Origin of the sequence: Candidatus Pelagibacter sp. HIMB123 (assembly GCF_052048195.1) — a bacterium.
Lineage (GTDB): Bacteria > Pseudomonadota > Alphaproteobacteria > Pelagibacterales > Pelagibacteraceae > Pelagibacter.
Genome location: NZ_JBNAIL010000008.1, coordinates 56,012 through 69,346, shown reverse-complemented (window position 1 = coordinate 69,346; position 13,335 = coordinate 56,012). Strand labels below are relative to the sequence as shown.

The window sequence follows — 13,335 nt, the reverse complement described above, 5'->3', positions numbered from 1 at the left end:
TATGAATAAATTATTTGGGTAAATTATCTATTTATTCCTCTTAATCTCTCAGATCTTCTTCTTAATAATTCAGCGGTTACAAGAATTAAGGTTGATAAAAGAATTAAACAGGTTGCTACTGCAAGAATTGTCGGGCTCAATTGTTCTCTTAAACCTGTCCACATTTGTATTGGAATAGTAGTATTTTCTAAACCTGCGAGGAATAAAACCACCACAACTTCATCAAAAGATGTCACAAAAGCAAACAATCCTCCTGAAATTACACCGGGCAATATCAATGGAAGAGTTATCTTCATAAATGTATTTACTGGATTACTACCTAAGCTTGCTGCAGCTCTTGTCACACTATGATCAAATCCGGAAAGTGTTGCAGTTACAGTAATTACAACAAATGGAGTTCCTAGTATTATATGAGCAAAAACTATTCCTGTATGCGTTGCTGCTAAACCTACTTTTGCCATAAAGAAAAATATTGCAACACCTGAAATAATTAATGGAACAATCATTGGAGAAATAAGAGTAGCCATTATAATTCCTTTATAAGGCATGTGCCTACTACTCAATCCTAAAGCAGCCAAAGTACCTAAAATTATTGAACCAATGGTTGCAAAGATTGCAATTATAAAACTATTTTTTGCAGCTAATCCCCATGGGTTTTTAGTTCCATAGACCATGTCTTTGTACCATCTTAAAGAAAAAGCATCAGGATCAAGATTTTTCATTCCCTCAGAAAAAACTAAAAATTCTTCAGCGTTAAAAGATAATGGAAATATTACAAATAGTGGTGCAATTAAAAAGAAAAATACAAATGCACAAATAGTTAAATAAACATAATGCCAAATCCTATAACGTGTTTCTGTATAACTTGGTAATGCCATATTTATCCTAATTTAATATTATCTACTCCAACTAATTTATTATAAATCCAATAAATAACTAAAACTCCAGTTAACAACATTAATCCCATTGCAGAGGCAAAGCTCCAATCTAAAGTTTGTTTCATATGGAATGCAATTTGATTACTAATCAAGGTTCCTGATGCTCCACCTACTAATGCTGGAGTAATGTAATAACCGATTGCTAAAATAAATACTAACAAACATCCCGCTCCTATACCTGGAATAGTTAAAGGGAAATAAACCTTCCAAAATGCGACGAAAGGAGTTCCTCCTAAAGATTTTCCTGCTCTCATTAAGCTAGGAGAGATGGTTTTCATAACACTATAAAGTGGGAGAACCATAAAAGGTAACAATATTTGAGTCATGGCAACATAAGTACCCACTTTGTTGTACATCATCTCCGGCCTGTTATCATCTGCAACCAGTCCAATCATCACAAAAAAATCATTAACGACCCCTTGTTGTTGTAATAGAATCATCCAGCTTGCAGTTCTAACTAACAATGAAGTCCAAAAAGGAAGTAGAACGCATATCATTAGTAGATTTGAATATTTCATTGGCAATGTTGCAAGTAAATGTGCGATTGGATATCCCATCAAAAAACAAAATAAAGTTACAAAAAACGCAATTTCTAGTGTTCTGAGCCAAAGAATTCTATGAATTCTTCTATCTTCATCCACTTGTACAATGCTTCCATCTGGAGCGTAATACATGTCCATACCTTTTAGGTATTTTGCTAAAGTGTAAGGTGGTGCAGTTCTTTTGATCGCCTGCCAATACTCTACCTTATTCCAGTTTGGGTGTACTTTGATTATTTGTTCTTTAATACTTATAGACTCATCAATTTTTTTTCTTTTAATATTTCTAAACAGTCTTTTGGTTGTTGAATTAAAGCCATTTTTTTCTTTATTTAACCTTTGACCAAGTTTTCCATGTTCTTGTTTTTCAACAAGTGCTTTATAATCATAATAAAAAGCAGAGAAAACTTCTTCTGGTGGTAGCTCTTGTCCATCCCAACTTTCCATTTCCTTAAATGTTTTTGGAAGCATATTAGTAATCATTTTGTCATCAATACTTCTAGTAAACATTTCTCCGATCGGAAATATATAGGTGATGATTAAAAATAATAATAAAGGAGCTACTAGAAGAAATGCTTTTATCTTATTCTTCTTTTCTGCTTTTTTTAAACTGACCTCTAGAGGTATTCCGTCAGTAGTTAAAATTTGTTTTGTTTCAGAGCTCATAAAAAAATAGGGCGGTTATAAATAACCGCCCTAAATATATTATATAAATTCAGTGTTTAAAACTGAAATTATAGACCTGCTTTCATTGCTTCCCACTTCTCACCAATTTCTGTTCCATAATCAGCCCAGAAGAATGGGTCAACTAAGAAATAGTTTTTAGTGTTTGCAGGAGCAGTAGGCATTTGAGGCATCATTTCTGTTTTACCATCTTTGTACCATGGCTCGCCAGCAGTGATTACATCAAGAGAAGATTTTCTCCATGGAGCATATGCAATGTACTTCGCGCTACCAGCTAACATCTCTGTGTTAGTCATCATAGCTAAAGCTTTTTTAGCATTTGCTTCATCTGGTCCACCTTTAACAAGTGCGAAATATTCGTAGTCAAGACCTTGACCATCCCATACTTGTTTAATTGGAGCACCTTCACCTATTTCAGCATTAAAGAATCTTCCATTCCAACCAGTTGCCATTACAACTTCACCAGCAACTAATAATTCAGGTGGTTGAGCACCTGCAGACCAGAATACACATCCACCATTAGGATCTTGGCAAAGAGCTTTGATTTTGTTCATAGCTCTATCAATTCCACCTTCTTCTAAAAGTTTTCTGTAAACTCTAGTTCCGCCGTCACCTAACTTAACACCGTCAGCAGCTAAAGCGATTTCTAGATTAGTTAAAGCACTTTTGTAGATTGCTCTTTTTCCAGGGAATTTTTTAGTGTTAAAGAAATCCTTAATTGTTTTAGGCTCTTTACCACCGAATGCTCTTGTATCAAAAGCATAGTTCCAAGAATATAAAATGTTACCTACAGCACATTCACTTGGCATTCCTGTAAAGAAGTCTTCACTTGCAGGAGTTCCATCTGGTGCAGCTGGGAAGTCTTTGTCAAAATCAAATTTAACAAATAAACCTTCATCACATCCGTTAATAGTATCGAATGCAAATAAGTCTATGATATCCCAAGTTATAGCACCCGCTTCTTTTTGTGCTTTGATTTCTGATAAACCACCAGAATAGTCAACCCAGTTGATTTCTATTCCAAGTGCTTTAGCAGTAGGATCACCATACCCAAGCTTTTGAGACTCTGTGTAAGCTCCACCCCATGATGCTACTGTAACAGCAAAGGCTGAAGAAGTAAGAGATAAAACAAAAGAAAGAGCTAGTAATAATTTACTTAGTTTTTTCATTATTCCTCCGTTTAAACGTTGATATAAATTAATTTATATAAGTAAAAGTACAACAAATAGCTAAAGTGAAGTCAACAGCTGATTTTGTCTTTAAAATGTATATTAGATATACATATTTTTAATTGAAATTATTTTGGGTCTAATGCTCTAGCGTCAACACTATTCCACCCAATATTTATATCTTGACTAACTTTTAATTCTAAATTGGATGTACTGTTAGGAACTTTAAGAATAAACTCAGAACTTCCTAAAAGATTTAATCTAACTCTTGTATGATCACCATGATAGATTACTTCCTCAATCTTCCCAGTAAACATATTGTCCATCTTATCAGTTGGGTTTATTAATGCTCTTTCAGGTCTTAATGAGACTGTTGTTTTCTCACCTTTAGACTTAACAGAAATTGGATTAGCTAATATTTCTGAATTTGCTAATTTAACTTTGCATTTATCTTTAGCGATATCAACTACCTCTCCATTAAAAGTATTATTTTCACCAATGAACTCAGCAACAAAAGAATTTACTGGTTTCTCATAAAGTTCTGCTGGATTTGAAAGTTGTTGAACTTTTCCATCATTAAATACTGCAATCCTATTTGACATAGTTAATGCCTCACTTTGATCATGAGTTACATATACAACTGTTACACCAATACTTTCATGAATATGTTTGATTTCATATTGCATGCTTTCTCTTAAATTTTTATCTAATGCTCCAAGAGGTTCATCCATTAATACAACTGCTGGATCAAACACTAGTGCTCTTGCAACTGCTACTCTTTGTTGTTGTCCACCTGAAAGTTGAGCTGGCATTCTAGTTTCAAATCCACTTAATGAAACCATAGATAAGGCTTTATCAACTTTTTTATCTATTTCATCTTTTTCAACTTTTCTTACTCTTAATGGAAAAGCTAAGTTTTCATAAACTGTCATATGTGGAAACAATGCATAGTTTTGGAAAACCATTCCGATACCTCTTTTGTGTGGAGGAATATTAGAAATTATGTTTCCATCTAATAATATTTCACCGTGAGTTGGTGTTTCAAAACCAGCTAACATCATTAAACAAGTTGTCTTACCTGAACCAGATGGACCAAGCATTGTAATGAACTCACCTTCTGCAATATCTAATTGAAGATCTTTGACGACAAGAACTTTACCGTCATAACTTTTATCTACTTTATCGAATTTTACAAATTCTGGATTTTTAGACATAAAGGTGAATATAAAACATTTGTATAAATAGATTTCAATAGCTAATTAACTCTTAATATGAAGCTCTTTTGGAAAATTACAAAACAATTCTGATCCATTCTCTGTAACTCTTATAGCCTCAGATGCTTCAACACCCCAATCTCCAAACTGCATTACCGCTATCATGTGGAAACAAACATTGGGCTCAAGAACTGTCATGTCACCTTTATAGATATTGAGTGTATGCTCACCCCAATCAGGAGGATAACCAATTCCAATCGAATAACCTGTTCTAGATTTTTTTTCTATACCGTATTTATCCAATATTTTCCAAAAAGCTTGAGCAACATCATCTGCTGTATTACCAGGCTTAATTTGACTTATGCCAGCATTTAAAGCTTCAATTGTTTTGTTCATTGTATCAATCTTTAATTGATTGGGTTTTCCAAGCAGAACTGTTCTCGCCATTGGAGCATGATATCGCTTATAAACTCCAGATAATTCAATAATTGTAGCCTCACCCTCCACAAATTTATCTTGTGTTGCTGTTAAATGCGAAGCTGAAGTACCTTTCCCTGTTGGAAGTAATGTTGCAATACTAGAATATTCTCCTCCAAATTCTTCCGTTCCATAGAATAAAGTTTTTTGAATTTCACCCACTGCATCGCACTGTCTTACTCCTGGTTTAATAACCTTCATTGCAGTTTTCATTCCTTTTTCAGAAATTTTTGCAGCAGATTTCATGAAACCTATTTCAGCATCTGATTTTACTAACCTTGCCCAATTAACTAGACGATCGCTATCTTTGATTTTTGCATTAGGTAATCCTTGCTTTATTTTTTCATAACAAAACGCAGTGAAGTAATGCGCATCCATTTCTAATCCAATGCATAAATTATCCCATTTTCTTTCTTTTATAATCTCTACCAAATTATCATAAGGATGTTTTGGCCAAGTATGGATATAATTTTCGTCATAAACTAAAATATTCTCATCCTTTAAATAAGTTTTAATATATGCGCCACCTGCATCTTGAGCCCTAACAAAACATAGAGGCTCGTCTGCATCTATATGAACAATTGCGCATTGAGCATAATAAAAAGACCAAGCATCATAACCTGTTAGGTAATTCATGTTGTTCGTGTCATGTGAGATTAAAAGATCGATGCCTTTTTCTTGCATCATTTTTTTAACTTTTGTTAATCTTTGTTTATATTCTTCTTTTGTGAACAACATTAATTTTCTTTAAATAATTTACCAAATCCCTCGACCGAGTTATTTTTATTTATTTTAACAAGGGTGTCCCAAATTAAAGCCTGATTACTAGATAAAACTATAGTATTTAATTTTTTCTCTAATTTATCAATAATTGGCAACACTGGTAAAGCAGTACAAGAAACAAAGAGTGCTTCTGCGCCATTTAAATCTATCTCAGATAGAACATTATATAAATAATTCTGATCAACTTTTCCAATATCGTAATCTGCTTCTATATCAAAATAAGAATTTGAAGTAACTTCAAATCCTTCGTTTTTAAAATATTCCAAAACTTCATCGTTAAGTTTTTTGCTATAAGGTGTAAATAGACTTATTTTATTTATATTTAATTTCTTTAAAGCTTTGATTGCAGCGGTGCTTGGAGTTGTCACTTCTGCCATAGGTTTTGCAGCTTTTACTTTTTTTTCAATAGACTCGTAGCCTGCAGCTATTGTTCCAGATGTGCAGCCATAAACAACACAATCGATATCTTGATCAGGTAATATATCTTTTGTTACCTCAGTTACTTTATTTGACATTTTGATCAAATTTTCTTTTGTTAGTGGGTTATAGCATTCGATACGATTTACAAAGAAATCAACTTCTCTGTCTTTAATTACGTTTATAAAATCTCTTTCAATCATAAAATCGCTTGCAAGGGCAATAAGTCCAATTCTTGGATTTGATTTAGTAATATATTTGGGATCTATTTTTGTTGAATTCATATTTTAAAAGGTGAATATATCAGAAGTTCTTTAATAATCATTAATATAAAAAATAGGTATGAATATAAAAGATACTTTTGTAGCGTCCTTGGTGCCTATTTTTTTAGGCTTTGGTTTTGTAATAGCTAAACCTGCATTTGAATCTTTTCCTCCTATTCTTTTGATGGGCATAAGATTTACTTTTGCAGCATTATTGTTGATATGGTGGTTTCCAATCCCAAAAGGTTATTTAAAAAGAATATTTGCAGCATCATTAGTGGCTAATACTTTACAATATAGCATTACTTATTCAGGGTTAGATTTAATTGATGCATCGGCAGCAGTTCTTTTAGTCCAAACAGAAGTTCCGTTTGGAGTTATTTTTGCTTACTTCATGCTTAAAGAAAAACCAACTATTAGAGCTTTGATTGGTATAGCTATCGCTTTTGTTGGTGTTTATATTTTAACTGGATCTCCTAACTTAGATGGAAAATTTATTGGAATTGGTCTTACGATTTTAGGTTCAGCTGTATGGGCTCTTGGACAAGTTATGGTTAAACCATTAAGCAAAGAAATTAATCCTCTAGCATTAGTTGCTTGGTTAGCATTATTCTCTGGACCAATCTTGGTAATTCTATCTGCAATAATTGATGGAAATACAATTAATTATCTGACAAATGCAAAATTTGATCATTGGATTATTGCTATTTATATTGGTTTCATTATGCAACCAATTACATACGGTTGTTTTTATTATGTTTTAAAAAATAACCCGCTTTATAAAGTACTTCCAATTGTTACTATGGGGATACCACCAACAGGTTTGTTAGCCGCTATATTTCTTTTAGGTGAAAAACCAACACCAGAATTATTTATTGGGGGCACAATAATCATAGTTGGTGTGATTTTAATTGTATTTACAAAAAACAAAAAAGAAGAGGAAATAAAATGAGAATTGGATTTATTGGTTTAGGTAATGTTGGAGGAAAACTTGCGGGAAGTTTATTAAGAAACAATTTTGATCTTACAGTAAGAGATTTAGATGAAAATTTAACAAATTCCTTAAAAGACTTAGGTGCTAGGGTTGCAAAATCTCCAAAAGAATTAGCAGAAAACTCGGATTTAATAATTACTTCCCTTCCTTCTCCTGAAGTATCTGCAGAAGTGATGGAGGCTGATGATGGAATTATAAATGGATTATCAGAGAATAAAATTTGGTTAGAAATGAGCACCACAGATGAAAATGAAGTAAAAAGACTTGGGAAAAAAGTAATAGAAAAAAAAGCTATACCAATGGATGGGCCTGTGAGTGGTGGATGTCATAGAGCAGCAACAGGTAATATTGCAATATTTGTTGGTGGAGAAAGAAAAGCATTTGAAAAAATTTTACCTGCATTAACTGTTATGGGGAGAAAAATATTACACACTGGTGAGCTTGGTACAGCAAGTGTATTAAAAGTAATTACAAATTATCTAGCATCTGCACATTTAGTTGCATTAGGTGAGGCTTGGACTGTAGCAAAAAAATCTAATTTAGATTTAGCAAAAACTTATAAAGGAATTGCTATTTCCTCTGGTAATTCATTTGTGCATGAAACTGAAAGTCAGGTTATATTAAATGGATCTTATAATATAAATTTTACAATGGATTTGGTTTTAAAAGACACAAGTCTATTTGATAATCTTGCAAAAAAACTGAATGCTCCTTTAGAAATTTCTCCACAAATAGTTGAAATTTTTAAAGATGGTCAAAAAAAATATGGTTCCAGAGCTTGGTCATCAATGATTGTGAAAAGGATGGAGGATTTAAATAATATTAATTTTAGAGCTAATGGTTTTCCTGATGAGTTGGTTGATAATGAACCTGAGGAAAAAGGATATGAAATTTAATTAATGTGTTAAGATAAAAAATGTTAGATAAAAGAAAATTTTACATAAATGGTCAGTGGGTTGATCCAATTAAAAAAAATGATTTTGACGTAATTAATCCATGCAATGAAGACCCGTTTGCTGTTATTTCTTTAGGATCAAAAGAGGATACAGATTTAGCTGTTAAATCAGCAAAAAATGCCTTTGATACTTGGAAAGAAACTAGCAAGAAAGAAAGGCTTAGTTTACTTGAAAAATTATCATCAGTTTATAAAAAAAGATTTAATGAAATGGCTGAGGCTATTTCTCTTGAAATGGGTGCACCAATGGATTGGGCAACAGATGTTCAAACGGCTTCAGGGAAAGATCATTTAGATGATTTCATTTTAAGATTAAAAAATTTTAAATTTGATGAACACTTTGATAATAAATCAAATAATCATATCTATTATGAGCCAATTGGAGTTTGTGGATTAATCACACCGTGGAATTGGCCAATTAATCAAATTGCTTTGAAGGTTGTCCCTGCATTCGCAACTGGATGTACAATGATTTTAAAACCGTCAGAGATAGCTCCTATTTCTGGAATGCTATTTGCAGAAATGATTGATGAAGCAGGTTTTCCAAAAGGTGTATTTAATTTGGTAAATGGAGACGGCGCAGGAGTGGGAACCCACATTTCAAGCCACCCTGATATTGATATGGTTTCTTTCACAGGTTCAACACGAGCAGGAAGATTAATTTCAAAAAACGCTGCAGAAACAATCAAAAGGGTTTGTCTTGAATTAGGTGGTAAAGGTGGAAACATTGTTTTTGCTGACAGTTATAAAGATGCAGTAAGAGATGGTATTCGAAATGTAATGAGCAATTCTGGTCAATCTTGTGATGCACCAACAAGAATGCTGGTTGAGAAATCAATTTATGAAAGAGCTGTTAAAGAAGCAGTGGATGAAGCAAACAAAATTAAAGTAGATCAAGCTTCAAAAAAAGGAGATCATATAGGACCCGTCATCTCTAAAGTTCAATATGATAAAATTATAAATCTTATTAAAAGTGGAATTTCTGAAGGCGCAACTCTTGCAGCAGGTGGACCTGAGTTACCAAACGGTTTGAACAAAGGATATTTTATTAAACCGACTATATTTACAAATGTAACTAATGAAATGAGAATTGCTAAAGAAGAAATTTTTGGACCTGTATTATCTATAATTCCATTTGAGACCGAAGATGAGGCAGTCAATATTGTAAATGATACTTCTTATGGTCTTGGAAATTATTTGCAAACTGAAGACAGAGAAAAAGCACACAGAGTTGCTAAAAAATTAAGATCTGGATGTGTTTACATAAATGGAAATGGAGCAGATGCCGGAACTCCATTTGGTGGTTACAGACAATCAGGTAATGGGAGAGAAGGAGGTGTTTGGGGCCTTGAGGAATATCTTGAAGTAAAGAATGTTACTGGTTGGAGTTAACCGAATTTTTTAAATATCTTAGTCTTCCAATAATTTCATCTCGATCCATGTAATAACCTTGTAAATGTCTATGTCCTGAGTTTGGATCATATTCAGTTCTACCGTGTAATAATCGTCTATTGTTAAAAGAAAAAATATCACCTGGTCCTAATCTAAATTTAATTTGGAATTGATCGTCATGAAGCAAATTTCCAAATCGGTGATGAGCTTTGTAAACTTTATCCATCAAATCAGGATGACAGTCTAAAGCATCCATCGTTGCTACACTAAACCGAATATCATGATAATCATTATCTTTTGTTAGAGATATCGCGGGTGCATAATAACTTCTTACAGACTCTTGTGTATAATCCATGTCTCTAAATTTTAAGTGAACGTTAACTAGCGTATCAAATATTTCTTTCTCATTTTTTCTTAAATAATCCGCTACTGCAAACCCATCTACAGCGGATGAGTCTCCTCCCGTTGCAGAATTAACTAAACAATGAAGAAATTGATAACCAGGTGGTGTTTCAAACCATGGTAAATCCATATGATTTCTTAGTGCATGTGCTGTGTAAGCAGAATTATTTGGTTTAGGAATATTAATTACTTCAAATGGTGTTTTAAAAAAAGTTTCTCTGGTATGGCTAATTCTATTTAAAATTTTAAAGCCAGAATTATTTTCAGTTGGAGCATTTTTTACTATAGCAATTCCAGTATGATGTAAGAGTTCTAACCATCTGACAAGTCCTTCATCTGAACTCATAATTTCATCATGTTCAATCTCAATTGACTTCAGATCATTTTGCAAAGAGTTATCCCAAAGTTGGTATGGTGATTTATATTTTAAATTATTTTTTATTGTATAGCAGTTTTCTCTTAACCAATTTTGGTCATAATAACTTACGTGGTCTCCCTCACTCCATTCAATTTCAAGCTTACCTTCAGTATTTACTGAAAATTTTTTTGGATTAATATTATTTGATACTTTTAAAATATTAAACATTCTATGACGTGAGTCTTTATCATGTGCAGTTGGACAATTGTCTCTTAGCCATAAATAATTAAATTTACTTTTTTTTCCATCACTCCAGTCAACTTCTAAATTTGTAGAATTTTTAGTTATATTTTTAATTGTAAAATTTTGTTCCATTAATTTTTATAATTTGAATGTTCTCTCTCTAATTTTCTTAATAAAGCAGCCCACTCTGTTTTTCCATCATAATTATAATCATCAGAGTCACTCATGTTTTCCCAGAAATATGCAGCTTTCTGTTTATCTATCTCATGTTTGTTTAATCCCATAGCAAGATTTTTTACCTGAACTGAACATGCTTGCTCCAGATAATAAGCTCTGAAAAATGCTTCTGCTGCAGTTTTTCCTAAAGTGTAATATCCATGATTTCTAGTAATCAAAATATCGTGTTTGCTAATTAGGTTTTCAAATTTGCTTCCAAATTCTTTGTCCTCAACAAATTCATAATCAATATATCCAACAAGATGATTTAAATAAACTGCAGCCTGTGAGAGATACATTAAACCCTCTTTAGTGCCACCAACTGCCATCACATCGTTGGCATGTCCATGAACATAAAAATTTACATCGTCTCTTTTATTAAAAATCCATTGAGCAAGGTTAATGCATCCATCATTTAACCAAGGTCCATCTGAGTCTAATTTTTTTCCGTTTTGATCAATTTTAACTAAAGATGAAGCGGTAATTTCTTCATAAAACATTCCGTATGGATGAACAAAAGAACAATTTTTATCCTCAGCAGATCTTGCGCCTGCACATTGATTTGCAAGATCAGTCATACCGTACATATGTAAAATTCTATAGAGAGCGGACAACTCTAGTCGCACATCTTTATCTGTTTGCTCCATAAATAAAATTCTTATTTAAAAAATAAGTAAAAGCAAATAAATACAACCGTTATTTCTTAAAACAATTGTAAGTTGTATAATATTTGTTTTACATATGATGATTGTAACTGTTAGAACATTACATCATGTCAAAAATTGAGATCAACAACGTTTACAAAATTTTTGGAAATAACCCTTCCTCTGTACTGCCAATGGTAAAAGATGGTGCAACAAAAGATGAAATTTTAGAGCAAACAGGTCATACCGTTGGATTAGATAATGTTTCGCTTAAAATTGAAGAAGGAGAAACCTTTGTTTGTATGGGTTTATCAGGATCAGGGAAATCAACACTAATAAGACATCTAAATAGACTAATCGATCCAACTGATGGCGAAATTTTAGTTGAGGGCACGAATGTAATGTCACTTGATAAAGAGAAGCTCATTGAATTTAGAAGACATAAAATGAGCATGGTATTTCAAAGATTTGGTTTGTTCCCGCATAAAACAGTAATTCAAAATGTTGGTTACGGATTAGAAATGCAAGGGAAAGGTGAAGATGAAAGAAATAAAATCTCGATGGAAAAAATCGATGCAGTTGGTCTTACTGGTTTTGAAAATCAATACCCTGCTCAATTATCGGGAGGAATGCAGCAACGTGTTGGTTTAGCAAGAGCATTAGCTACTGATACAGATATTATGTTAATGGATGAAGCTTTCAGCGCTCTAGATCCTCTGATTAGAAGTGATATGCAAAAACAATTAATTGATCTTCAAGCAGAATTAAAAAAAACAATTGTATTTATTACGCACGATCTAGATGAATCATTAAGATTAGGAGATCATATTGGGATATTAAATTCTGGAAAATTAGTTCAAGTAGGAACTCCTGAGGAAATTATTATGAACCCTGCTGATGATTATGTAAAAGCTTTCGTAAAAGATGTAAACCGAGCAAAAGTAATCAAGGCAAAGATTATTATGAAAACTACTGATCAAGCTAATGACATAGACAAGTCAAACTTAATTAAAGTAAATGAAGATGAGTTTATTGAAGATTTTTTACCAAAAATTGTTTGTTCAGATTCAAATTGTGAAGTGGTTGATAAAAGTGGAAATGTAAAGGGATACATTTCAAACCAAGAATTACAGTCTTCATTAACAAGATCATAAAGTGTTATTAAAAACTTTCGAAGTAAAAAAGGAATGGGTTGATTACAACAACCATATGAACATGTCTTATTATGTGCTTGTTTTTGATCAAGCATGGGAAGTTGCGCTTGAAAAATTCAAAATGGGAGGAACTGCAGCAAAAGATCTTAATAGAAGTACTATGGTTGTTGAAACAAATACTAAATACTTAAATGAAGTTAAAGAAGGTGAGATGGTTAATGTTAATCTCACTTATTTTGATCATGATAAAAAAAGATTGCATTTCAAAATGGAGATGATTTCTCAAAAAACTAACAAACTTTCTGCATCTATGGAATGGATATCGCTGTATATAGATTTAAGCAAAAGGAAAGTCACAGAATTTGAGGAAGAAAAAATAAAAATAATGAAAGACTTTATTGAACAAAACAAATCAAAATTTTCAACTGAAGGTCTTCTATTCACTTCTAAATTGAAGAAATAATTAAATATTCGAAAGATTTTTTTTTTGATA

13 protein-coding genes are annotated in these 13,335 nt (G+C 32.4%); 5 read left to right on the top strand and 8 right to left on the bottom strand.

Going from position 1 to position 13,335, the window contains the following annotated elements:
* Positions 1-23: 23 nt before the first annotated feature.
* From ACTTBL_RS02475 to ACTTBL_RS02450, 6 genes are all read right to left on the bottom strand, one after another.
* The gene (locus ACTTBL_RS02475) at positions 24-878 is read right to left on the bottom strand and encodes an ABC transporter permease (protein WP_440643461.1); all 855 of its coding nucleotides are present in this window, start codon (positions 876-878) and stop codon (positions 24-26) included.
* 2 nt (positions 879-880) lie between these two features.
* Positions 881-2,143, bottom strand: coding sequence for an ABC transporter permease (locus tag ACTTBL_RS02470; RefSeq protein ID WP_440643460.1), 1,263 nt, complete (start codon positions 2,141-2,143; stop codon positions 881-883).
* A gap of 68 nt (positions 2,144-2,211) precedes the next feature.
* The gene (locus ACTTBL_RS02465; RefSeq protein WP_440643459.1) at positions 2,212-3,330 is read right to left on the bottom strand and encodes an extracellular solute-binding protein; all 1,119 of its coding nucleotides are present in this window, start codon (positions 3,328-3,330) and stop codon (positions 2,212-2,214) included.
* 128 nt (positions 3,331-3,458) lie between these two features.
* Positions 3,459-4,544 (bottom strand): ABC transporter ATP-binding protein, encoded by a 1,086-nt coding sequence (locus tag ACTTBL_RS02460; RefSeq protein WP_440643458.1) that lies wholly within the window; start codon positions 4,542-4,544, stop codon positions 3,459-3,461.
* A 45-nt stretch (positions 4,545-4,589) separates the two neighbouring features.
* Positions 4,590-5,759, bottom strand: coding sequence for a M24 family metallopeptidase (locus tag ACTTBL_RS02455; RefSeq protein WP_440643457.1), 1,170 nt, complete (start codon positions 5,757-5,759; stop codon positions 4,590-4,592).
* Positions 5,759-6,505, bottom strand: a complete 747-nt coding sequence (locus ACTTBL_RS02450) for a maleate cis-trans isomerase family protein (protein WP_440643456.1) — start codon at positions 6,503-6,505, stop codon at positions 5,759-5,761. The genes ACTTBL_RS02455 and ACTTBL_RS02450 overlap by 1 nt, the downstream gene beginning before the upstream one ends.
* Positions 6,506-6,563: 58 nt before the next feature.
* On the opposite strand from ACTTBL_RS02450, the gene ACTTBL_RS02445 reads away from it, so the two are divergent.
* The 3 genes from ACTTBL_RS02445 to ACTTBL_RS02435 are packed head-to-tail and all read left to right on the top strand — an operon-like array spanning position 6,564 to position 9,825.
* Entirely contained in the window at positions 6,564-7,436 is an 873-nt protein-coding gene (locus tag ACTTBL_RS02445) for a DMT family transporter (RefSeq protein WP_440643455.1), read from the top strand.
* Positions 7,433-8,374 (top strand): NAD(P)-dependent oxidoreductase, encoded by a 942-nt coding sequence (locus tag ACTTBL_RS02440; protein WP_440643454.1) that lies wholly within the window; start codon positions 7,433-7,435, stop codon positions 8,372-8,374. Before ACTTBL_RS02445 ends, ACTTBL_RS02440 begins: the two co-directional genes overlap by 4 nt.
* Before the next feature lie 20 nt (positions 8,375-8,394).
* Positions 8,395-9,825: an aldehyde dehydrogenase family protein gene (locus ACTTBL_RS02435; protein ID WP_440643453.1), complete on the top strand. Its 1,431-nt coding sequence runs from the start codon at positions 8,395-8,397 to the stop codon at positions 9,823-9,825.
* Here ACTTBL_RS02435 and ACTTBL_RS02430 read toward each other — a convergent pair.
* Both ACTTBL_RS02430 and ACTTBL_RS02425 read right to left on the bottom strand, forming a co-directional pair.
* Positions 9,809-10,960, bottom strand: coding sequence for a TauD/TfdA family dioxygenase (locus tag ACTTBL_RS02430; protein WP_440643452.1), 1,152 nt, complete (start codon positions 10,958-10,960; stop codon positions 9,809-9,811). The genes ACTTBL_RS02435 and ACTTBL_RS02430 overlap by 17 nt on opposite strands.
* On the bottom strand, positions 10,960-11,691 hold the full coding sequence (locus tag ACTTBL_RS02425) for a class II aldolase/adducin family protein (protein WP_440643451.1): 732 nt from the start codon (positions 11,689-11,691) through the stop codon (positions 10,960-10,962). The genes ACTTBL_RS02430 and ACTTBL_RS02425 overlap by 1 nt, the downstream gene beginning before the upstream one ends.
* Positions 11,692-11,816: 125 nt before the next feature.
* On the opposite strand from ACTTBL_RS02425, the gene ACTTBL_RS02420 reads away from it, so the two are divergent.
* Together ACTTBL_RS02420 and ACTTBL_RS02415 are read left to right on the top strand one after the other, a co-directional pair.
* Positions 11,817-12,842 carry a quaternary amine ABC transporter ATP-binding protein gene (locus tag ACTTBL_RS02420; protein ID WP_440643450.1) on the top strand — a complete coding sequence of 342 codons (1,026 nt, stop codon included), beginning with the start codon at positions 11,817-11,819 and terminating at the stop codon, positions 12,840-12,842.
* 1 nt (position 12,843) lies between these two features.
* Positions 12,844-13,305: a thioesterase family protein gene (locus ACTTBL_RS02415; protein ID WP_440643449.1), complete on the top strand. Its 462-nt coding sequence runs from the start codon at positions 12,844-12,846 to the stop codon at positions 13,303-13,305.
* Positions 13,306-13,335: the final 30 nt, after the last annotated feature.

Bases quoted from the DNA above. Each gene is read 5' to 3' on its own strand.
- ACTTBL_RS02475 (WP_440643461.1), bottom strand. From the start codon at position 878: ATGGCATTACCAAGTTATACAGAAACACGTTATAGGATTTGGCATTAT.
- ACTTBL_RS02470 (WP_440643460.1), bottom strand. From the start codon at position 2,143: ATGAGCTCTGAAACAAAACAAATTTTAACTACTGACGGAATACCTCTA.
- ACTTBL_RS02465 (WP_440643459.1), bottom strand. From the start codon at position 3,330: ATGAAAAAACTAAGTAAATTATTACTAGCTCTTTCTTTTGTTTTATCT.
- ACTTBL_RS02460 (WP_440643458.1), bottom strand. From the start codon at position 4,544: ATGTCTAAAAATCCAGAATTTGTAAAATTCGATAAAGTAGATAAAAGT.
- ACTTBL_RS02455 (WP_440643457.1), bottom strand. From the start codon at position 5,759: ATGTTGTTCACAAAAGAAGAATATAAACAAAGATTAACAAAAGTTAAA.
- ACTTBL_RS02450 (WP_440643456.1), bottom strand. From the start codon at position 6,505: ATGAATTCAACAAAAATAGATCCCAAATATATTACTAAATCAAATCCA.
- ACTTBL_RS02445 (WP_440643455.1), top strand. From the start codon at position 6,564: ATGAATATAAAAGATACTTTTGTAGCGTCCTTGGTGCCTATTTTTTTA.
- ACTTBL_RS02440 (WP_440643454.1), top strand. From the start codon at position 7,433: ATGAGAATTGGATTTATTGGTTTAGGTAATGTTGGAGGAAAACTTGCG.
- ACTTBL_RS02435 (WP_440643453.1), top strand. From the start codon at position 8,395: ATGTTAGATAAAAGAAAATTTTACATAAATGGTCAGTGGGTTGATCCA.
- ACTTBL_RS02430 (WP_440643452.1), bottom strand. From the start codon at position 10,960: ATGGAACAAAATTTTACAATTAAAAATATAACTAAAAATTCTACAAAT.
- ACTTBL_RS02425 (WP_440643451.1), bottom strand. From the start codon at position 11,691: ATGGAGCAAACAGATAAAGATGTGCGACTAGAGTTGTCCGCTCTCTAT.
- ACTTBL_RS02420 (WP_440643450.1), top strand. From the start codon at position 11,817: ATGTCAAAAATTGAGATCAACAACGTTTACAAAATTTTTGGAAATAAC.